This window comes from Mesorhizobium sp. WSM4976, assembly GCF_029625685.1.
Lineage (GTDB): Bacteria > Pseudomonadota > Alphaproteobacteria > Rhizobiales > Rhizobiaceae > Mesorhizobium.
Map to the genome: position 1 here is coordinate 69,341 of NZ_JARTVT010000026.1, position 22,091 is coordinate 91,431.

Sequence of the window (22,091 nt, forward strand, 5' to 3'; positions counted from 1 at the left end):
TCTTCGCGCTCAACCGCAAGAACGCGCTCTTCGCAGGCTCTGACGGCGGCGCCGAACACTGGGCAGTCATCGCCTCGCTGATCGAAACCTGCAAGCTCAATGGTGTCGAACCGCTCGGCTTATCTCGCCGATGTCCTCACCAGGATCGTCAACGGCCACCCCAACAGCCAGATCGACGATCTCCTGCCTTGGGTCTACATCAACAAGCTCGAGCTCAAGGCCGTGGCCCGAGAATACCGCTTACTCTTGACATGCACGGGCCGGAACAGGTTAACCCGCATATCTGCGCGATGCCGCGAGCATGGTTGCGGTCGGTCTTGTTGACCTGTGCCTTGAGAACGCCTTGGAATGACGGGGCTCGATACAGGTCACGTAGTCCGGCTGCCGCCAGACCAACCATTGGGATAAGGGGCCGGCTTCAAGCCTGATCCGGGCGAGATTCCATGCGGGGTTCTTCAATGCGTCAGCAAGATCGTCCGGATGACTAGCAACCTTCATCTCTCGGCAAATTCGGCGCCCTTCTCACGATGCAAACGGTGGTCTCTTTCACGGAGACGTCCAGTCCGGCATAATTTTTCATGCTGCGCTTCCTTTCCTGATGCTTGTGGCTGTTCACACAGACCACGTTTTGTCATCATCTCGAAGCGCAGCACTTCAAAACAACCCGTTCAAGGCGGGGGGCAAAGCCGAATACCACAATCTAAACACCTAGCGATGCTGTTCAAATTCGCCTTGCCGGCATGGGACCCCATCGCTGTCATCACAGGAAGCAGTACGTGGGAGGGGAACTGCTCGCAGTGATGAATCGTGTTCCGAGCCACTACCCATTCAGTTTCGTCCCAGTTGTTACCTCCCGTATTCAGGTTGCGGTCGAACCGCGGGAAGGCCGAACTAGTGATTTCCAGGCGAATTTGATGGCCGGCCGGAAACCAATTACTTGTGGCGTCGAGATCAATCTCGATTTTGCATATAACGCTCGGTTCCATGAAAACAGCCCGATCAAAGCCCTCGCGATAGCGGACGCGCAGTATCCCGTCCACCACGTCAATCGCACGGCCATCGGGATGTACGTCCAACAGTCTGGCCACGAAGTCCGTGTCCGGGGCCGAAGAAGAGACGAAGAGGACCGCCCGGACAAATCCGGTAACCTCCATGCCCTCTGTGAGGGGCGGTGAAGTGAAGCAGAGGACGTCTGGACGAAGCTGGACGTCCTGGTAATCGCGGGGTCCTATAGTAGTTCCACTTGACTTCCCGCCGTCCATCCCCAAGAACGGCGCCGGATCCCCAGGGTCGTAGGTAAACGTGTCAGCCGGCTCGTCGGCACTCGGAGGCTCTACATCAAGAGTCCCGTCGCCTAGACGGGTCGCGGCATTCCCGCCGCTGCGGAGGAACCAGTGCTGCAGTTCCACACCAAGAGGGGGCCATTCTGACGCGGCACGCCACTCGTTGCGACCCATCACGTAGTACTGGACGCGGGGCATTCCCTCGATCCGGTCGGGCTTGTCGTTCAGCCAGCAGTCGAACCAGTCCAGGTAGATCTGCCAGCAATCCAGGCGCGCGTCGCCCAGCTCGCGCTCGCCGATAACCGTCGGGGCTTTGAGACTCTCGGTGCCACAATGCGTGGCTGGCGACAGAATGATATGTTGGTGATCGCGTGCCGCCGGGCTCAATCCGCGAGCACTAAAAACGCGCTGCTGGTGAAGCGCGTCGGCAGCCCCCACGTCGTACCACGAGTTCACGAACAGGGCTGGGACGTCGATGGTCGAGTCCTCGCTAAGCATCCCATTCCGATCCCCCCAGGGATCGCCTGGGTCACGCGAGACCCAGTCCTCCCAGTCAGTCGGCGGTCCCCCAAGGCTCTTAAGCATGTTGACGAGCGGCAGCGACGCGAAAGCCCGCTGATACTCCTCATCGCTTTTCGGTTGCACTCGGGACCGGTCCTTCGCTGCGGTTTGGTGGAACCAGGGGACAAACGCGGCAACCTCCACCGCACCGCCGAGACGGAGATCCCCGTTGCGATATCGCCCTCCGGCAGAGCCGTTCGCGCCGCCCGATCCCTGCGCAATTGCGCATCGGTGGGCTGGATGGCACAACTGCGCCAGCAAAACCTGCGCGATACCAAGCGCCGAGCACCCATATGTGCCCACGCGTCCATTCGACCATGGCTGCTGCGAAATCCAGGACAGCGTGTCATAACCGTCGTCCCTTTCATTCTCCATGAGGGTGAATACGCCGCCGGAATCGAAGACTCCACGAAGCTCCTGCACAAGTACGGCGAAGCCTTGTCCAGCAAACATTCTTGCCACTTTGTGGCGAGGCTCAACCGGACAGCGATAGGGCGTCTTACCGTATTGAGTTCGGATAAGGATTGACCCGAGTTCCCCAGTGTAACCAATAGGCCGATACAGGTCCGTGGCGAGCTCAACGCCGTCCCGCATTGGAACGCGCAAGCCGGTCTGCAAAACCACTTCGTATCGCGGCGTTGGCGGTTTAATCGGGCCTAGTTCATTACACACTTCAGAGTGCCTCCCAGACATTGAGACTGATTCAAGATGGAGTGGCCAATTTCGACGGGTCTCAGCATTCTATCTGCACGGTGGTGTGTTCGTCGCATTCACAGTACAACGATGAACTCTGTGCCGTTGCTAAGTTGTTTGAAAAGAAACTCAACCGTGCTTCTCTAGCAGGTCCGGCACTCAATGATGGCGCGTTGCCACCCCAATTTCCCTATTGCTTAAATCAATGTGACAGCGCGCCTACGCCGCTGTGCAAAACATCAATTGTGAGTCTCACCGCCATTATGTGCCGATCCATGGACCCCCATTCCATGCTGATTGACGCGGGCCGATGGGGCAAGCTGCTTGATGTGAGAAGCGACGGGCTCCCCGACCGATCGCAGCTTGTTATCACCGTTTGTTTGAAATAGTGGAGGTAGGCTAGCCAGGCGGCAAGCTGTTCAAATTCGCCTTGCCGGCATGGGACCCCATCGCTGTCATCACAGGAAGCAGTACGTGGGAGGGGAACTGCTCGCAGTGATGAATCGTGTTCCGAGCCACTACCCATTCAGTTTCGTCCCAGTTGTTACCTCCCGTATTCAGGTTGCGGTCGAACCGCGGGAAGGCCGAACTAGTGATTTCCAGGCGAATTTGATGGCCGGCCGGAAACCAATTACTTGTGGCGTCGAGATCAATCTCGATTTTGCATATAACGCTCGGTTCCATGAAAACAGCCCGATCAAAGCCCTCGCGATAGCGGACGCGCAGTATCCCGTCCACCACGTCAATCGCACGGCCATCGGGATGTACGTCCAACAGTCTGGCCACGAAGTCCGTGTCCGGGGCCGAAGAAGAGACGAAGAGGACCGCCCGGACAAATCCGGTAACCTCCATGCCCTCTGTGAGGGGCGGTGAAGTGAAGCAGAGGACGTCTGGACGAAGCTGGACGTCCTGGTAATCGCGGGGTCCTATAGTAGTTCCACTTGACTTCCCGCCGTCCATCCCCAAGAACGGCGCCGGATCCCCAGGGTCGTAGGTAAACGTGTCAGCCGGCTCGTCGGCACTCGGAGGCTCTACATCAAGAGTCCCGTCGCCTAGACGGGTCGCGGCATTCCCGCCGCTGCGGAGGAACCAGTGCTGCAGTTCCACACCAAGAGGGGGCCATTCTGACGCGGCACGCCACTCGTTGCGACCCATCACGTAGTACTGGACGCGGGGCATTCCCTCGATCCGGTCGGGCTTGTCGTTCAGCCAGCAGTCGAACCAGTCCAGGTAGATCTGCCAGCAATCCAGGCGCGCGTCGCCCAGCTCGCGCTCGCCGATAACCGTCGGGGCTTTGAGACTCTCGGTGCCACAATGCGTGGCTGGCGACAGAATGATATGTTGGTGATCGCGTGCCGCCGGGCTCAATCCGCGAGCACTAAAAACGCGCTGCTGGTGAAGCGCGTCGGCAGCCCCCACGTCGTACCACGAGTTCACGAACAGGGCTGGGACGTCGATGGTCGAGTCCTCGCTAAGCATCCCATTCCGATCCCCCCAGGGATCGCCTGGGTCACGCGAGACCCAGTCCTCCCAGTCAGTCGGCGGTCCCCCAAGGCTCTTAAGCATGTTGACGAGCGGCAGCGACGCGAAAGCCCGCTGATACTCCTCATCGCTTTTCGGTTGCACTCGGGACCGGTCCTTCGCTGCGGTTTGGTGGAACCAGGGGACAAACGCGGCAACCTCCACCGCACCGCCGAGACGGAGATCCCCGTTGCGATATCGCCCTCCGGCAGAGCCGTTCGCGCCGCCCGATCCCTGCGCAATTGCGCATCGGTGGGCTGGATGGCACAACTGCGCCAGCAAAACCTGCGCGATACCAAGCGCCGAGCACCCATATGTGCCCACGCGTCCATTCGACCATGGCTGCTGCGAAATCCAGGACAGCGTGTCATAACCGTCGTCCCTTTCATTCTCCATGAGGGTGAATACGCCGCCGGAATCGAAGACTCCACGAAGCTCCTGCACAAGTACGGCGAAGCCTTGTCCAGCAAACATTCTTGCCACTTTGTGGCGAGGCTCAACCGGACAGCGATAGGGCGTCTTACCGTATTGAGTTCGGATAAGGATTGACCCGAGTTCCCCAGTGTAACCAATAGGCCGATACAGGTCCGTGGCGAGCTCAACGCCGTCCCGCATTGGAACGCGCAAGCCGGTCTGCAAAACCACTTCGTATCGCGGCGTTGGCGGTTTAATCGGGCCTAGTTCATTACACACTTCAGAGTGCCTCCCAGACATTGAGACTGATTCAAGATGGAGTGGCCAATTTCGACGGGTCTCAGCATTCTATCTGCATGGTGGTGTTCCAGCCCACCTGCCTGTGCAATACCAGATGGAATACGCTCATTGGGGTGGCGCTGATTGCATGCCTTTCACTTAGCGAGCCAGCAGGCTGACAGGTGCTGTGGTCCAACTTCGATCGCCGGCGGCTCCTCAGCTTTGCAACGGTCGAAGGCAAGCGGGCAACGAGGATGGAAACGGCAGCCCTTCGGCACGCGCGCGGCACTTGGAACCTCGCCCTGCAGGGCCGGCAACTCGGCGCGACCTGCGTTGCCGCCAATCTGCGGTGTGGCGTTGCGCAAGGCGACGGTATACGGATGGCGAGGGTTGAATGTGATCTCGTCGGCGCTACCAATCTCGACCAATTTTCCAAGATACAAGACCGCAATCCGGTCGGCGATCAGCCAGGCAAGGGGCAAATCGTGGGTGATGAACAGCAGCGCCATGTTGTGCCTGTCGCGCAAGTCAACCAGGACCTGAAGAATCTGAGCGCGTATCGAGACATCGAGCATCGATACAGGTTCATCAGCAACGATGAGTTCCGGCCGGACGGCAAGCGCTCCTGCAATCACGACGCGCTGGCGCTGCCCGCCGGATAGCTCGTGCGGGAAGCGGGCGAAGAAATCGCCGGGAGGATTGAGCCCAGCGGCCGCAAGCGCTTCACTCACCCGGTCGGCGAGTTGAGTGGCGTTACCGACCAGCCGCAGGGACTGCAACGGCTCCGCCACGATGTCGAACACGGTGTGTCGCGGATTGAGGGCCTGATAAGCGTCCTGGAAGATCATTTGCACGCGACGCCGGTACGGACGTAGAGCCGAGAAGCCCTCTACCGACCTCATGTCGCGGCCTTCGAACAGCATTCTGCCGCCAGTCGGCTTGGCAAGCTTGGTGATGACGCGGCCCACAGTGGTCTTGCCGCTTCCCGATTCGCCGACCAGGGCGACGATCTCGCCCCGCCCGACGTTGAGGTCGATCCCGTCTACCGCGCGCATGGCGCCGACAGATCGGCCCAGGACACGGTCGAACAGACCGCCCTGGATAGGAAAATGAACTTGCAGGCTCTCGAGACGCAGGATGCCGGCAGTGTCAGGCATGAACAGCGACCTTGTCTTCTTGCGTCAAGGACCGGTGAAGGTGACAGGCGACACGTCCCCGCCCGAACTTATTGAGGCTGGGGACTTCGGTCGCGCACCCCCCCATGACCGACGGGCAACGCGGATGGAAAGCGCAGCCCGAGGGTCGATTCACCAAGTTGGGAGGATCACCCGGTATTGGCCGGATCATCTTTTTGCCGCTCGCTGGGTTCGGGATCGATTCGATCAGCTGTCGGGTGTAGGGATGTTTGGGCTGGGCGAAAATCTCGGCGACAGTGCCATCCTCGACGATGCGGCCCGCGTACATGATCATTACGCGATCACAACACTTAGCCACCACAGAAAGGTCGTGGGTGATCAAAATCAGGGCGAGGCTCAACTGCGATCGCAAGTCGCCTAGCAGGTTAAGGATCTGAGCCTGAGTGATGACGTCGAGCGCTGTGGTGGGCTCGTCACCAATGATAATCGAAGGTCGACACGCGAGCGCCATGGCAATCATCACCCTTTGTCGCATTCCGCCCGACAACTCGTGAGGGTAGGCGGAACCACGATCCGCCGGGATGCCGACCAGTTGAAGCAACTCACTTCCCCGCTTGGTCGCCTCGCCCCGCGACATGCCGAGCTTCAGCATGCATGGCTCGGCGATCTGCTTGATAATGCGGTGAACAGGATTAAGTGCGTTCATCGCGCCCTGGAAGACAACGGACGTTTCGCTCCAGCGATGTGGCCGCATCGCCGCATCATCGTCGATCGGCAGTCGGTTGCCACGATAGCGCACTTGGCCGCCGCTGACCCGCGCGTTGGGTGATAGTAGACCAGCGATCGCCATCGCGGTCGTGGTCTTGCCACTGCCCGATTCTCCGACGAGGCCCACGGCCTCTCCGGCTCGGAGCGCGAAGCTTACGCCGTCGATTGCTCGCAATGAAACGCCCTTGAGCCCATAATCGACAGAGAGCCGGTCTATTTCCAGAAGCGGTGTTTTGTCCTGGGAGGAGCTGGTCATGGGATCACCCTCCGCCGTGGATTGAACGTGTCGTCAAGGGCACTGCCAATCAGGACGAAGCTAAGCGAAACCGTGAGTACGCACAGTCCTGGGGCGCCGAGGTACCACCAGGCTCCAGCACTGGCCGCGCCGGCGCGCTGAGCGAGCGAAAGCAAAGTGCCCCATGAAGGCTGCAACGGGTCCCCGAGTCCAAGGAATGAGAGCGATGTCTCGACATAGATTGCGCTGGCGACCACCAGCGCACCATTGGCTGCGATTTGCGGCACGAGATTGGGGAGGATGTGCCGCACCATGATGCCGAAATTACTGCTACCCGCAACGCGCGCACGATCAATGAATGGTCGCTCCTTAAGCGACAGTGTCTGACTCCGGACGATACGTGCAACAAAGGACCAGCTTGTCATGCCTATAACGACAATGATCACGAAAAGAGAAGGACGGAAGCCCAGGATTTCTCCACCGCGCCCCATCACCTCGAGAACCACGGGTGTAATGACCAGCGCCAGCACGAAGGACGGCATGACAAAAAAGAAGTCTGTCAAGCGCATCAGCCAGACGTCGACCCTGCCACCATAGTAGCCAGCGGTCGTACCGATTGTAGTCCCAACGACGAGGCTGATCACAGTCGCGAGTAGCGCAATCGTAAGCGAGATCCGGGCACCATGGAGGACCAGATTGAGCACGTCCCGCCCGATTTCGTCCGTGCCGAGCAGATGCTCGCCTGATGGGGGTGCGAGGAAATCGCCAGTTGCATTGATCGCAGTCTGGAGCGGTCCCGCCAGAATATTGGGGACCGCTCCCACAACAAGAAAGAATACCAGACATACGAGGCCCACCTGAGCACCGCCATAGCTGAGAAATTGACGCAGAAAGCCTTTTATTGCGCGCGCCCGGCCTCGCGGGCAATATCGAACAATATTGTCGCTCATTGTCGGACCCTCGGATCTAGAAGGCTGTAGGCAAGATCGGCTACGAGGTTTGCGAGAACAATTGAAACGCCAAGCAACAGGAATATGCCTTGAAGGACTGGGTAGTCCCGTGCGTTGAGTGCTTCCACCGTCAGCCCGCCGATACCCGGCCAGGCGAAAACGGCTTCGACAGTGATGGCCCCGGCGACCACATAGCCAATATTGAGGGTGATCAAGGTCACGACCGGTAGCATTGCATTGCGAAATGCATGACGCATCAGCATTTGACCGTTGGTCAGCCCTTTCGCCCGTGCGGTTACCATGTAATCCTCGGTGAGTACGTCACTCATTGCGGCACGAGCGACGACGACGTACTGGCCGATTAGCCCAAGCGCCACCGCAGTGGCGGGAAGCGTGAGATGTTGCAGGTAGTCGAGGAACGAACCAAGAGAGCCCGTGATCAGGCCGGGCGAGTATGCACCATAGCCCGGGAGCCAACCCAATGCCGTGCTGAAGATTACCACCAGGATCATGCCGAGCCAGAAAGCCGGCGTAGAATAGAGCGCCAGAGAGGCTCCGGTTGCGATACGGTCGCCGGCTCCTCCCCGGCGCCAGCCTGCGTAGATCCCAAGCATCACCCCAATAACGATTGCCATTATCTGAGCAACCCCGACTAGGACTATGGTGTCCGGCAGGCGTTCCGCTATCAGGTCTGCGACATGCCTGCCCCTGAACTTGAAGCTGTAGCCGAAATCGCCGCGGAGTGTTGCCGACAGGTAGTCGACCGCCTGGTCCGGGAACAGCGGCCGGTCAAGGCCCCAACGTTGGTTCTGCGCCTCAATCTGCTCGGCGGTGACGCTGACGCGCGCCCCGCCAAGCAAAAGAGATGCAGGGTCACCTGGAATAACTCGGAATAGGATGAAGTTCAGGACTGCCACCATCAGGAGGGTTATAGAGGCCCTGACGATGATGCGCAGGATGTGACGGCTCCCTCCCCCTCCGTTCACGGCGCGGGCACCGGCTTCAAGCGATCGAATGGGAAGTAGCTGTCCATCGACATGATGCCTTGCTTTCCCCAACCCTCGAAGCAATCCCTCCGGTGGGCTTCGAGCAGGGTGGGGTAACATAGTACGATGTAAGGCGCTTCAGTATAAATTAGTCGCGCTGCCTGGTCGACCAGCTTTTGGTTTTTCTTGAGGTCAACGGTGACCTGCACCTCCGCGAACAGTTTGTCGAACTCCGCATTCGTCCAGTACGCCTTGTTCTTGATGCCGATGGAATTGCTGCTGCCGAAGATGAGCAGGTCTTTAGGTGTTGGGCCTTGCCAGGTATCGGAAATGAGCAGATCCCACCCTCCGCCGCCTTTCGCCGGAGCTGCGGCGCGGGCGCTCAGCGCACCGGAGTCGAGCCGAGTCACCGATACAGGGATACCGATTTGCTCCAACCAGCCAGCGATAAACTGCACTGCCGCGACCGGCATCTCTATATTTGCTGAAGGTCCAGACACCAGCTCTAGCTGGAAACTCTTCCCGTCCTTGTCCTCCCGAATGCCATCGCCGTTCGTGTCCCGGTACCCTGCGGCGTCAAGCCGGCGGTTGGCTTCGGCGAGATCGAAGTGGCGCCTGATGTCGTTCAGATCTGAATAGTAATCGGCCGCCACCGGCATTGCGAGTCCGACACCAGGGTCGGCGTGTCCGCGCATGGCTCGATCGACGATGGCCTTCTGATCGATCGCGTAGCCGAGCGCATCGCGAAACGCCGGATCCTGCAGAGCCTTGGTGCTACCTGCGCCATCTCCCGAAGCGGTGTTGAAGGCGAGATAGGTTTTCTGAGCTATGCGGGATTCACCGACTACAATGTCGGGATCCTTCGAGAGATCAGCCCACTGGGCGGACGTCAGGTAGTTGCCATAATCGAGTTCCCCGCTCTTAAGACCTTGCGCAATCGGATCGGCGGCATCGAAGGACCGCAGGATCACCCCCGCGATTTGGGGCTTCCCCGTACGGAAATAGGGGTTCGGCGTCAGGCGTGTAAACTGGCCCTGGTGAAACTCCGAAACGATCATAGGTCCCGTACCCACCAAAGGCGGATCGTTGCGGAAGGTTACGCGTGCGTCAGCATAGCTGATGTCCTTCCAAATGTGCTCGGGAACGATCATTATGATATTGTCTATTGGCCAGGTCGCGGGGAACTTGGTCACGATCTGCAAAGTCTCGTCGTCGAACGCTTTGATGGACTCGACGTTCTCAAGACCGCTGGTGCTGTTCCACCCGACGTTTAGCTCGTCGGGCTTGCCTATGGAATCGTGCAAATAACTATAAGTGAACGCCGCGTCCCTAGCGGTAGCAGGCTGGCCGTCCGACCACTTCATGCCGGGCCAGATCTTGAAGGTCCAAGTGAGGTTGTCGTCGGCGACGGACCAAGATTGGGCAAAGCCCTTTCGATCGTCGTATCGCTGGGCGTCTATGCAGACCAAGAAATCATAGCAAATAGCCAAGGGCCAAAAGGAGCCCCAAGTGGCGAAGGGGTTCATCGAATCAGGGCCTCCACCCAGTCCGCCGATTCGCAGGATGCGATCGTCGCACGACGAGGCGAACGCCCTCGAGTTAATCCCCCAAGGGGTCGCCGAAATCGCCAGCATTGCCTTCATAAGCGCACGACGATTATATGAGTATTGGCTCATTTTATCCTCCCTGTTTGCCGGCTTTATCATCACTTCATGTTCACACGACCACGATGATCTACGGCCTCAACCCGGAACATCTGGCTTCCTTTTGACGGAAGCTCCACAGTCCCCTCATTCCAGATAAGTAGCAGTGCCCAGGGGGGTGGTTCCTGCAAATTGGCCGCTGTGCCTGCATGAATCCGGCGTTTTTCTCGATTCTGGGCACAGCTAGCCAGAATTAAAGTCGATTGGCCGGTTCCAGCTCCTGGCGGCGCCCACGGACAATTCGCATATAGCAAACGAGGCAGTCATTCAGGTTCTGTTCGCGACCTCGGGTTGGAGGGTCCCGTCGAGCCGCAAACGCCTTTATCACGGATGTGTGATGTCGGAATGTCGATGCCGAAATTCCAGAGGATATCCTCTTCCGGCACACGACGGTCTAAGAGGCGTTCGACAAGCTGCGCGCCGCGCAACAACACGGAGCTTGAGCCGCCCGTTGAAAAACGATGTAAACGCTGATGGATCTCCAGCCTGATGCGTGGCCGCCAGCTCGTCGACCGTGAACTATCCGCAAGCCATTGATCTGGCCTTTTGATTGAGGCGGATAGCGTCTTTTGAATTGCAGGATTAGCGGTATTTGGACGCTGTTTTCCTGCAATTCGGTTTTGCGATTCCCTTGTGCTGCGGAGCGTGATTCACTCGGTTCGGCGGCGGCGAATCGAGGGGACGGCGAATGTCCAAGCCACGCGAGACGGGAGAGCAGGACCTGTTCCGCTCCAGGCTCGATCAGATCATCAACATGAAGCAGGCGATCGACCGGCCGGTGCTGGAGGAGCGTTTCGGCGCCGTCTATTCGGACGGCCCCGGCATGCCGCCGCTGCCGACCCGGCTGATGGCGGGGCTGGCGATCCTCAAGCACACCTTCAACCTGTCGGATGAGGTGCTGTGCGAGCGCTGGGTGGAGAACCCTTACTTCCAGTATCTCACCGGCGAGACGTTCTTTTGCCATACGCTGCCGTTCGACCTCTCGTCGATGACGCGCTGGCGCAGCCGCATGGGCGAGGAGCGGATCGTGGCGCTGTTGCAGGAGAGCCTCAGCCTTGCGGTCAAGACCGGGGCGATGAAGCCGGCCGACACGCGCCAGGTGATCGTCGACACAACCGTGCAGCCGAAGAACGTCATGTTCCCGACCGACGCCAAGCTCATCAACCGGGCGCGCGAACGGCTGGTGCGGCTGGCCAAGAGGGAAGGAGCTCCATTTGCGCCAGAGCTATCAGCTGGCGCTGATCAGCCACCAGCGCTATGCCCACGCCAAGCAGTTCAAGCGGGCCAACAAGGCGCTGCGCAGGCTCAAGACCTATCTCGGCCGGACCATTCGCGACATTTCTCGCCAGATCGCCGGCGATGCGGGGCTGGACGCGCTCTTCAAATGGCCGTTCTACCAGGCCGCCACCGTTCTCTAGCAACGCCAGCGCCAGCGCGGCCGCAAGATCTACAGCCTGCACGCGCACGAGGTGGAATGCATTGGCAAGGGCAAGGCGCATATGCCCTACGAGTTCGGTGTGAAGGTGTCGGTGGCCACCACGCTGAAGCGCTCCAAGGGCGGCCAGTTCGCCCTGCATGCAAAAGCGCTGCCCGGCAATCCCTATGACGGCCACACGCTGGCAAGCGTCATATCGGCCACATCAAGAACGAACACCGCATGGGCCGCAACTACCTCGCCGGCCAGCAGGGCGACGCCCTCAACGCCGTCCTGGCCGCCGCCGGATACAACTTCTCCCTCCTGCTCAGGTGGCTGAAGTGATTTTTGTGGCCCTTGATCGCCCTGCTTCAACTCCGGCCGAAGTCGGTCGCCGCTTAGCGTCTGGATCACGGTCGACCAGCACGAGTTCCAAAAATCCAACCTGCATCTCAGGCACCGCGTCCTGACCTCGGAAATCGAGGATCCAGTCTCGACAGAGTATTCGACAAGATGCGGACGTGTGTTACAATAACGAGCCGCAACTCATACCAGACATGAGCTCATATTTTGGGATAGTGGCCTCCAAGCGGTCAAGCCACGGACGCGAATGTCATCCGATAAAGGGTCGCGGCGTCATAGATGGGCAGTCCTGTCCTACGACGGATTGCTGACGTCACCATCGGGAACAATGTACATTCAAATAGGAGGGCGGCAATCCCCGGATGTGCGGCGCCAAGTCGCGCGACACAGGCTGCAACCTCCGACTCCATTTCAACAACACCAGCCGGCCACGCGTCACCTTCAATGCCGCCGATGACTACTCTTGCCTCTGCGGATGAATCTATGCCCAGCAGCTCTTTGCCGCAGTGTCTTGAGTCTGCGGCCACAACGGCGAGCTTTGCGTCAGCTGGAAGCTGCCGGAGTAGCGTGGGCGCCAGTAGCAGGCTCGACATGGCCACCGGGACTTCGACAGACGCGGCCACTGCAGCCTGGTACCGGATACTGAACCCGCAGTCCCCGGTTATCGCGACTGCTCCGCGCTCGACCAACCGCCTGGCAGCTGCAATGTAGGCCGGCTCGAGAGAAGCATCACCGGGAATGACCCTCTCCTCCAAAGCCCCGGCCGCGGTCTCTATTATAATTGGGAAGTCGAAAGTTGCCGGGTTGAAGACCGACTCCGGTTGCGGTGGCGGAAATTCACGAGGCGGAAGTCCGATCTCCAGCCCAATAATTCCGAGGGCCCTTTGTTGAGTTGTCACGGAAGCATCCTTCTTCTGGAAGCAGCTAAGATGGTGATTTCGGCAGCAAATGCCCATCACCTGCGCGATACAGGTTCTCTCTGAATGCACGAATTTAACAGCGTCGAAACGGCTGTTTCAGAGAAACATGCCTTTCCAGGCGCAGTAAGTCGGCATTGTTTTGGTGCATTCGCATGAAAGCCGTAAAAACTGGGAAACCGCAGAACGCTTGTGCGACCCTCCCCGGGCCTGTAGGATACCGGGTTTGCGTCCGCCGTCAGACAATCGTGTTAGGGCACTTTCCAGAGCCCAGATGCCCTGAATGGCAGATTGAACGCACATCAGATCTTCAAGCTCGCAACTGCCGAACGGGCAGCGCTATTTACCTAACTCGACCAATCTGGGGCTTGGACCGGACGATCCTAGTTATGCAGTCCTGAATGAACTGGGGCAGTAACCTCGACATCAACCCGGCCCTGAAAAACCGCGCGTAGGTTCGTCGCAGGGCAGCCTGCTCCGAACGGACCAGTTCCTGCCCGGAAGCCACCCACGGGATAACTCAACTAGCGGCACAACCCGCAACTCACCTCGTCTCCAGCACCGCATTGAGAAACTGCTGCGTTCGCTCGTTTTGCGGATTGCCTAAAAGCTGGCTGGGCGGGCCTTGCTCGACAATCTTACCGCCAGAAAAGAAGCACACGCGATCGGAGAACTCCTTGGCAAAGCCCATCTGGTGCGTGACCATCAGCATTGTGAGGTCATGTTCGGCGCTGAGCTTGCGGATGACGTTGAGCACCTCTCCAACCAGTTCCGGGTCAAGCGCTGATGTCACCTCGTCAAACAGCATCACCTTGGGCCGCATGGCCAACGCCCGAGCGATCGCCACGCGTTGCTTCTGGCCCCCGGAAAGCTGGATCGGGAAATGGTTCTTCTTGTCGCCGAGGCCCACCAAGTCGAGCAGCTCTGCCGCTCGGGCCTCCGCCTCCTTCTTCGAGAGCCCAAGGACGGAGATCGGCGCCTCCATGCAGTTCTGCAGAGCAGTCATATGCGGGAACAGGTTAAAGTGCTGGAACACCATACCGATCTTGGCACGCACGCGACGGAGATGACGCTCGCTCGCCGGCACTATTTGGCCGTTCTTCTGCGTATGCGTCAACGGTTCACCGTCGACCCATATCACCCCCCCGTTGATGTGCTCAAGCGTCATCAGCATGCGCAGAACGGTGGTCTTGCCCGAGCCGGACGGACCAATGATGGACACCTTCTCGTTGCGTGCGATCTCGAGATTGAGTTCGTCCAGCACCGTCAACGCGCCGTAGCGCTTTGTGACGTTCTCGAAGCGAACTATGGGTTCGTTCATGACTTTTTCGCTGCGCCTGATATCGAGGTCAAGCTCGTCCCGCCTGGCTGATGCCCTAGGGCGCTTCGTGAGATCGTCCTCGAAGCGAAGCACAAATTCGCTCATAGTATAAGGCCTCCCTATTGCAGATGGTAGCGGCGGTTGAGCCAGACGCGGACCGACTGCACGATAGCGGAAGCAACCAAGCTGAACACGTAGTAGAAGAAGCCGCACATAGTGATCGCTTCTATGTATCGATAGTTATTGCCCCCGAAATTTTTCGCCTGCTGCAGCATCTCGAAGATCGAGATTGCCGCCAGGACCGGCGTGTCCTTGAACATGCCGATGAAGTAATTGCCCAGAGCTGGCACCATGGGCGGGATCGCCTGCGGCAGAATGATTGTTCGCCAGGTCCGCGTTCGCGAAAGGTTTAGTGCCGTACAGGCCTCCCACTGGCCGCCATCCACATTCTCGATGCCGCCGCGGAAGACTTCGGAACAATAGGCTGCATAGTGGATCCCCAGCACGCCAACTCCCGCCGTCCAGGCAGGAATGAAGATTCCGATCTGCGGACCAACGAAATAGACAAAGAACAACTGCAGCAGCAAGGGCGTTGAACGGATAAACTCCACGATCTCCGCCATGGTGGTCGAGACGTAGCGGTTTGGCGACTGGCGAATCATCGCGAAGACAAGACCCAATATCAGCGCGATCGCAAACCCGAGCAGCGTAGCCTCAATGGTGACGATCGCTCCCTGATAGAGATATGGGAAAGCCTCCCATACGTAAGACCAATCCCAGATCTTCAAGCCACCTGCTCCCGAACGAAACCGCGCGAGACGCGGCGTTCCAGCCAGCGCACGAAAGGAGTGATGAGGGCGCGCGCGATGATGTAATAACCGAATAGTGCAACCGCAAAGAACAGCATATAATCGCCAGTTGCGTCGGCCGCCTGCTTGGCGGCGCTAGTAAATTCGGGAATGGTGATGAAGAAGACGAGCGAGCTACCCTTAAGCACATCGATGAGCATGTTACCCCAGGTCGGCAGCATGGCGCGCATTGCCTGTGGGAGGATAATACGCCGCATCATGGTGAGCCGCGAAAAATTGAGCGCTGTAGATGCCTCATACTGGCCCCTATCAACGGCCTGAATGGCGGCGCGGACATACTCGGCTGCGTAGCCAGAGGCATTCATTCCGATCCCCAAAATTCCGACAGTCCACGGCGACAGGAAAATACCGAAAATCGGCAATACAAAGAACCACCAGTAGAGCTGAACCAGCATGGACGTCCCGCGGAAGAATTCGATGTAGGCGATACTGAACCAGCGCAACTGCCGACGGGGAGAGACTCGGGTCAGGCCCACGAAAAGCCCAAGGACGATCGCTACGACGCAGGCGCCAAGAGTGACGATGACCGTAGTCATGACGCCCTTGGTGAGCACGGCAAAGATAAAGCTGAGATCGACCTTACTCATATGCCCTCCCCACTGACCGCCTACCGGCCAAGGGCCGGGGAGCGGTCAGACGCATAGCTTCAGCCCTTGCAAAGATCAGCGGTCTTGCTGCCATCCGGGAGATCGCGTTTGGTGTAACCATATTTGCCGACCGCGGCCATCATTTCGTCAGAGCCAATATAGTCTTTCAACACAGCATTGAACGCGTCTACCGCAGCCTGTTCGCTGAGCGGGAAGGCTATGGCGGGATGTTCATTCGGTCCCGGCGGGGTATACGGGTCAGCCACCTCAATGCTGGGATCCTGCTCGGCAAGAGTCGTCGCGTTCAGACTATAGAGCGAGCCGGCAGCGGCGCGGCCGGCCTTTACAGCCTGTACGACCTCGGGCGGTCCGGCGACCTGCATAACCTTGTCGTCAGGGAAACCTAATTTCTTCGCCTGCTCGACTGCGGTGGTACCCGTCATGATGGCCAGGGTAAGCCCCTTCTTCTGAGCGTCATGGAGGGAATGCAGCGCTTCCGGATTGCCCTTCGGCACGATCATCGAATCATTGCTCGATGCGATCGGTTCGCTGAACAGGACGTTGCGGCACCGCTCCGGCTTAATCCACATGCCGCCCGTGATGATGTCAAAGCGACCAGCCTGGAGGCCCGGGACAAGGGAACCCCAATCGGTTACGACCGGCTCGATTTTGGTCGTTCCCATCTTTCTCAGAACGTCCAGTGTCATCACATTGACCAGGCCAAGCGGCTCGTTGTTCGCACCAGGATAGGCACTGGGAGGCTCATTGGTGAAGCCAAGACGGATCGTTTCTCCGTTCTTAATCTTATCGAGCAGCGACTCCGCCGAGGCCGAACCGGCAAAGGACGAGATTGTCATCGCCGCCAGGCCGAGCGCGGCAATCCTCTTCAAGATTGCAGCCTTAAAGCATTCGTCGAGTTTCCACTTGACCACTGGTTAGTCCTCCGTTTTCGCATCGCCGATGGTCTCCCGATATGCCTCGGGAAAAGACCATTGCATCATTTGTTGAGCTTGTAGTCCGGCGGTTCCCATCATCGTGTGAGCTGCAGGGTCCCCACTTAGGTATAGATTCCTCCAGTCGATCCTTTGCTACGCCACTTGTGCATGCTTCGTGAGCGTAGCAGCGCAGCTGTGGTGCTTTGTGCGAGAAATGCAAGTTATTCGCAGAAATTCGGTGATTTTTGGGTGCATACGCACATTTCCGTCATCCCCGTGGTTCGTTGGAAGTGAACAATCGCGAGCTGTGGTATGGCCAACTGAGGCACACCACGTCTTGCATGACTCCTGCCCTGCCCGGTTGGATGGGCGCCACCGCCTGGGCTATGCCCTTGTTGCCATGGCAGGGCACAAGTTCGTCGTATGCGACACGCCGCTGAGAGATTCGCCTCGGAGACGCTGGCCCGAGCATTGTTCCCGTCACAGTTGATCATTCGTGCCATTGACGGATGAGTCTGTTCACGGCTTCGCTCCGGATCAACCTGGACGGAATCGCCGGCATTATTGAGCAGATGGAAATCTGAATTCCTGATCAGCTTCGCCAGGTTGATCCCTTGCTCCGGCGTCGCGGTAGGGTCGTTCTTGGACCAGATGATCAACGTCTGGGCCTGAAGCTGATCAAGGTAGGGGAAGATATACTTCTGCTGCAGCAGTGGATAACGATGCAGGTTTGTCTCGTCTTCCGGCAATCTCTGCCAGATCTCCCATTGTCCCCGAGCCGCGGCCCGCCGATAGGCTTCTCGCTCGGCGCATTCCACATCCTGCCCGTGGGCGCGGCAGCTTTTCCGCCGTGCGGTGATGTATTCCTCTTCGCTCGGCATCGGGCCGGAACAGCCGTAAGCCTGCCGGCAGGCCTCCAGCCAAGCTTCGTCACGGTCATCTCCGAACGCCGGCGACACGGAGTTAGCGGTCAGCAGGACAAGCTTAGAAACAAGATCGGGACGCACGATCGCGACCCGCGCGTCGACGAATGATCCTTCTGAATGGCCGACTAGCGTGATCTGCTTCAAACCCAGTTGTTGGAGGAAGCTAATTACATGATTCACACGACCGAGCCGGTTAATGTATTTGCAGTCAGCAGGATAATCCGTTCCCCCAAAATGGAGTTGATCAATCGCTACTACCGTAAATTGATCGGATAGCCCGTTCAGCTGCCGAACAAAGGAACTCTTAGCCTCTGCACGGAAGCCCGCCCCCTGCAGGAAAACAATCGGCCTACCAGCTCCGTTCTCGCAGTACGATGTCTCGACACCATCAACCGATACGCGATGCTTGGTGATCATCGGTTCCTCGGCAAAAGGAGGGGCATCAGGTCGGCATTGCGACATGCGAGATGGACTGCCATTGCTCACTCCTGAGCGTAGCAGCCTCACATGCCACGTTGCCGAACTATCTCGTCTGAATACCGGAAATCGGCACCCCGGAGCCTCGCGTCTTGTCACTTTGCTCTGTCGTCGCCCAGCCACTGCGGCCGGGAGCCTTTTAGGTGCATGGGTGGCATTCCCCGCAAGATTTCAACCCTTGCACAGGTCGCCGGTCTTGGTGCCGTCCGGCAGATTGATTTTGGTGTAGCCGTATTTTGACCGACTGCATCATTTGGTCGGAGCCGATATAAGTATTCAATACCTCGTTGAAGGCATCGACCGCCTGCTGATTGGGCAGGAAGGCGAGACTTGGGTAGCCGGCCTTCCCAGCCGGCGGGGTGAACGGATCTGCCATTTCAACGCTGTCGACCTTGTCAGCGAGCTCCTTACCGTGAAGTAGTTTAGCGACCCCGCCGCCGCGCGGCCGACCTTCACTGCCTGCAAGAATTCGGCCTGGCCGGCGACCTGCATGACACGATCCTCCGGAATGCCCGCGTCTTTGGCGGTCGTGACCGTGTCGGAACCGGCGGTGGTGACCAGCGTTAGGCCCTTATCACGAATATCGTCAAAGGAGTGCTGGTCTTTTGGGATTGCCATTCGGCATGAGCAGGGCTTCGGTGAACTTAGCAAGCGGCTCGGTGAACACCACATTGCGGCAGCGCTCCGGCAGAATGTACATGCCGCCTGGCCTAGCTCCGTCTGCCGTCTCTCAAGGTTGTGTCGGCCAATTTCTCAGCCACCATAATCGTCGGAATGTTTGTGTTCGCCCGAGGGCAAAATGGCATGACGGAAGCGTCGGCGATCCTCAAACCCAAAATACCATGAACGCGTCCCGACGGATCGGTCACAGCGCCAGGATCCGCGGCTGCCCCCATCCTGCAGGTCGACGTCGGATGCCAACTTGGGATGACGTTCTGGCGAATATACCGATCCAGATGTTTCTCGTCGTTGACGAGATCGGAAATGCTATCCCCATCCGTTATGACGCGCCTAATCAGCCCACGGCGCAGCCGCGGCGACGCGTCCATGAGCAGCGCCAGAAATGACGTGAGTGCATAGTTTGTGCTTGTGACCTTGCTCACCAGCTTCGCTCGCGCATTCAACGCTGACGGAAACGGGTCCAGCGCCACAGAGGACAGCGAATCTTGCTGCAGCAGGCGGACTATGAAGCGAAAGCCCTGCTTGAGGCGCTCGGCGTCCCGCTTGTCGCTCAACCAGTTGAAATCGACCTCCGGCTCTATTTTATGCGAACTACCCTTGAGCGCCACAGTTCCCGTCGAGTAGCTGCGATTGACCCACACGGCGAGAGTGCCGAGGCGCCTCCCCAGCGGGTGCCAGGATGATTTGGCAACAGTCGATATTGCCATATCGGTCGACGGGCAGCCTTCGTAACCCGACGAGTAGCGGGCGTGCATCTGAATATATTCGCTCACGCCGGGTGACAAGCGATCGGCCGGCTTCAAATAGGCCGAAACGCAAATCGTGGGGTGTTCCTGAAGATTCTGGCCCACACCTTTCAAATCTGCAACGATAGGGATTCCGAATTGTACTAATTCCTTCGCGGGGCCGATCCCGGAGCGCATCAATATGGCGGGTGAATGGAGTGCTCCTGCGCACAGGATAACGCAAGAAGCGCTATACGATTGCACGCCCGATTTGTTCTCCGTCTCGACCCCCGTTACCGTTGTTCCCAAAAAGGTCAGCCGCGCAACTGTCGTTTCGGATAAAATCGTTAGATTGCGGCGAGAGCGGACGGTTTCGGGTAAGTACGCCATCGCGGAGGAGACCCGATGACCATTGCGGTTGGTCAATGGGACAACTGAATAGCCATCACCGAATGCACCATTGAAGTCTGGCCTGAAATGAAGCCCCAAAGCATCGTAAGCATCGGAGATTGCCCGGATGAAGCCCGACCAGTCTGATTGGCGCACACGTTTGATTGGCAAGGGGCCGTTCGTGCCATGAAATTCCCCGCCGAAATCCAAATCGCATTCTAGACGACGGAAGTAGGGCAGCACGTCTTCCCAACCCCAGCCCGTTGCACCGCTTGAGGCCCACTCATCGTAATCTCCGGGCCCGCCGCGGTTGGCGACTTGGGCATTGATGCTGGAGCCGCCACCCATGACGCGCGCCTGTTCGTAATGGACAGGCTTGCGGCCACCTCGCACCGTTGTCGCGTGGAGTGACTGCCATCGATAACCGGGATTAAGGTAAGCACGCGTTGGGTCGCCATCCTGGATGTCGTCAGGAATGGCATTCGGCGGCGTATCAGGGCCAGCTTCAATGAGCAGCACGCGAGCGCCATAGGCGGAGAGCCTGCTCGCCATCACGCATCCAGAGGAGCCACCACCCACGACGATATAATCGAAAACCACGCAAACTCGCAAATGTCTGAGTCGGGCAAAAATCTAGCAGACGGCGAGCAAGCAAAAACGCGCAATTATCTTGCAGGACGCAGGAAATCAGCGCATTCTTAAGAGATTCGCATTATGGCGGCCTCCCAACGGGGCGGAACGTTTAAACATGACCTTGCCAGCAGTCCATCAGGGCTGAAGGCGATGCCGGAGCGTCGTGACTTAAGTGGACAAAGCGCATCGCGACTGAAGGGGACAAACCTATCGCGAGATACATCAGAATGCAGCCCGGTAGGTCCAGAAGTGCTTTTGCAGCATCGCGCTGACGAGGCCGTTGTAAGGAGCAGAATGATGCTTCGCCTTGCGCTCCATCGCCGCTTTAGCGGTACGAAAACTCCCGTCCCAATCATGGCCGGCGGGCAAGGCGGCTGACCCTTGCGCCAGTCATCGGTGAATCGGATCAACCAGTTGTTGAATGCGCGTAAGATTGCGCGTTCTATACATCGATTGGCACCGCCAAGGTTACCTTCGTGCGATCCATCACAATCATCGTGCTGTAATTTCTAACAGCCGGGCTATCAAAGAAGAAACGCCTCGAGAATGCGTCGTACTCTGCCAAGTCACGCACGGAGAGAAGGAGAACGAAATCGGCGTTACCGGTGACCGCATACGCGCTCATTACTTCAGGCGCCTTCTGTAGAGACTGCTTGAAGCGATCGATGACGTCGGAACGATAGCGCTCAATGTCGACCAAGACCAGCATCATCAGGGACCTGCCCACCGCCTCAGGCGACACGATTGCAACATCAGCCTCAATTACGCCAATTTGTCGCAACTGCTTCAATCGCCGCTGACAGGCCGTGGGCGATATACCGGCCAGTTGGCCCAATTCTTCCGTTGTTTGGCGATTGTTGCGCTGAACAGCGCTTAAGATTTTCAGATCTATCCGATCCAATTCCATGGTCATTCTCCGGAATAGCTGCAATTTGCGCAGAAAAACTGCGATATGCACTCGACTGTAGCCTCAACCCCGCGCAGACGGAAGCCCAAACGATCAGGCCAGGCATGGGACCAAAGTCGGCTATCGTCCTCGACGTCAGTTATAGCCATTGGCCGAAGAGTGCTGTCCACCATCGCCCAACTGACAATGGCAGCCGACGGTCAAAAGCCGAGGCCTTGCGCCCAGTTCGGCCGAGGAAACGTCTCGGAACTTAAACGCTAAGCCGACTGGACGATGATGATAGGGGGGACCTCTATTTCCGCGCTTCGGCTTCCATTCGTTGGCTCACGCTGCCAAGAGTCTCATCTGTGTATAGGGAATCGAGCGCTAGGTTCGCCTGCCCCGGTTGCTGCATCAAATGCAGCCGTCTTGAGGTGG

At 58.4% G+C, this 22,091-nt stretch carries 15 protein-coding genes and 3 pseudogenes; 2 read left to right on the top strand and 16 right to left on the bottom strand.

The window, feature by feature from the left end:
- Positions 1–5: 5 nt before the first annotated feature.
- Positions 6–198 (top strand): annotated as a pseudogene (locus P9272_RS27515) (transposase domain-containing protein); the annotation flags it as partial.
- Positions 199–242: 44 nt separating this feature from the next.
- Here P9272_RS27515 and P9272_RS27520 read toward each other — a convergent pair.
- The 8 genes and pseudogenes from P9272_RS27520 to P9272_RS27555 all read right to left on the bottom strand — a co-directional run.
- Positions 243–580: pseudogene (locus P9272_RS27520) on the bottom strand (IS110 family transposase); the annotation flags it as partial.
- Positions 581–668: 88 nt separating this feature from the next.
- Positions 669–2,537 carry a CocE/NonD family hydrolase gene (locus P9272_RS27525; protein ID WP_082826580.1) on the bottom strand — a complete coding sequence of 623 codons (1,869 nt, stop codon included), beginning with the start codon at positions 2,535–2,537 and terminating at the stop codon, positions 669–671.
- 399 nt (positions 2,538–2,936) lie between these two features.
- Positions 2,937–4,772 (bottom strand): CocE/NonD family hydrolase, encoded by a 1,836-nt coding sequence (locus tag P9272_RS27530; protein WP_095769039.1) that lies wholly within the window; start codon positions 4,770–4,772, stop codon positions 2,937–2,939.
- A 134-nt stretch (positions 4,773–4,906) separates the two neighbouring features.
- Complete coding sequence (locus tag P9272_RS27535) at positions 4,907–5,908, bottom strand: ABC transporter ATP-binding protein (protein ID WP_063169341.1); 1,002 nt, start codon at positions 5,906–5,908, stop codon at positions 4,907–4,909.
- A complete protein-coding gene (locus tag P9272_RS27540) occupies positions 5,901–6,911 on the bottom strand; it encodes an ABC transporter ATP-binding protein (protein ID WP_063169342.1) in 1,011 nt (336 codons plus the stop codon). Before P9272_RS27540 ends, P9272_RS27535 begins: the two co-directional genes overlap by 8 nt.
- Positions 6,908–7,840: an ABC transporter permease gene (locus tag P9272_RS27545; protein WP_063169343.1), complete on the bottom strand. Its 933-nt coding sequence runs from the start codon at positions 7,838–7,840 to the stop codon at positions 6,908–6,910. Before P9272_RS27545 ends, P9272_RS27540 begins: the two co-directional genes overlap by 4 nt.
- Entirely contained in the window at positions 7,837–8,826 is a 990-nt protein-coding gene (locus P9272_RS27550; RefSeq protein WP_063169344.1) for an ABC transporter permease, read from the bottom strand. The genes P9272_RS27545 and P9272_RS27550 overlap by 4 nt, the downstream gene beginning before the upstream one ends.
- On the bottom strand, positions 8,823–10,502 hold the full coding sequence (locus P9272_RS27555) for an ABC transporter substrate-binding protein (RefSeq protein WP_063170379.1): 1,680 nt from the start codon (positions 10,500–10,502) through the stop codon (positions 8,823–8,825). The genes P9272_RS27550 and P9272_RS27555 overlap by 4 nt, the downstream gene beginning before the upstream one ends.
- A gap of 715 nt (positions 10,503–11,217) precedes the next feature.
- Here P9272_RS27555 and P9272_RS27560 point away from each other — a divergent pair.
- A pseudogene (locus tag P9272_RS27560) lies at positions 11,218–12,288 on the top strand (IS5 family transposase).
- A 248-nt stretch (positions 12,289–12,536) separates the two neighbouring features.
- On the opposite strand, the gene P9272_RS27565 reads toward P9272_RS27560, so the two are convergent.
- From P9272_RS27565 to P9272_RS27600, 8 genes are all read right to left on the bottom strand, one after another.
- Positions 12,537–13,205, bottom strand: coding sequence for a hypothetical protein (locus tag P9272_RS27565; RefSeq protein WP_176477193.1), 669 nt, complete (start codon positions 13,203–13,205; stop codon positions 12,537–12,539).
- 562 nt (positions 13,206–13,767) lie between these two features.
- Positions 13,768–14,544 carry an ectoine/hydroxyectoine ABC transporter ATP-binding protein EhuA gene (ehuA, locus tag P9272_RS27570; protein WP_063170381.1) on the bottom strand — a complete coding sequence of 259 codons (777 nt, stop codon included), beginning with the start codon at positions 14,542–14,544 and terminating at the stop codon, positions 13,768–13,770.
- Between the two features lie 119 nt (positions 14,545–14,663).
- On the bottom strand, positions 14,664–15,332 hold the full coding sequence (ehuD, locus tag P9272_RS27575; protein WP_063169345.1) for an ectoine/hydroxyectoine ABC transporter permease subunit EhuD: 669 nt from the start codon (positions 15,330–15,332) through the stop codon (positions 14,664–14,666).
- Entirely contained in the window at positions 15,329–16,000 is a 672-nt protein-coding gene (gene ehuC / locus P9272_RS27580; RefSeq protein ID WP_063169346.1) for an ectoine/hydroxyectoine ABC transporter permease subunit EhuC, read from the bottom strand. The genes ehuD and ehuC overlap by 4 nt, the downstream gene beginning before the upstream one ends.
- 59 nt (positions 16,001–16,059) lie before the next feature.
- Positions 16,060–16,932 carry an ectoine/hydroxyectoine ABC transporter substrate-binding protein EhuB gene (gene ehuB, locus P9272_RS27585; RefSeq protein ID WP_082826582.1) on the bottom strand — a complete coding sequence of 291 codons (873 nt, stop codon included), beginning with the start codon at positions 16,930–16,932 and terminating at the stop codon, positions 16,060–16,062.
- A gap of 224 nt (positions 16,933–17,156) precedes the next feature.
- Positions 17,157–18,278, bottom strand: coding sequence for an alpha/beta hydrolase (locus tag P9272_RS27590; protein WP_063169347.1), 1,122 nt, complete (start codon positions 18,276–18,278; stop codon positions 17,157–17,159).
- 770 nt (positions 18,279–19,048) lie between these two features.
- The gene (locus tag P9272_RS27595) at positions 19,049–20,734 is read right to left on the bottom strand and encodes a GMC family oxidoreductase N-terminal domain-containing protein (RefSeq protein WP_063169348.1); all 1,686 of its coding nucleotides are present in this window, start codon (positions 20,732–20,734) and stop codon (positions 19,049–19,051) included.
- Between the two features lie 475 nt (positions 20,735–21,209).
- Positions 21,210–21,674 (bottom strand): Lrp/AsnC family transcriptional regulator, encoded by a 465-nt coding sequence (locus P9272_RS27600; RefSeq protein ID WP_063169349.1) that lies wholly within the window; start codon positions 21,672–21,674, stop codon positions 21,210–21,212.
- Between the last annotated feature and the right edge of the window lie 417 nt (positions 21,675–22,091).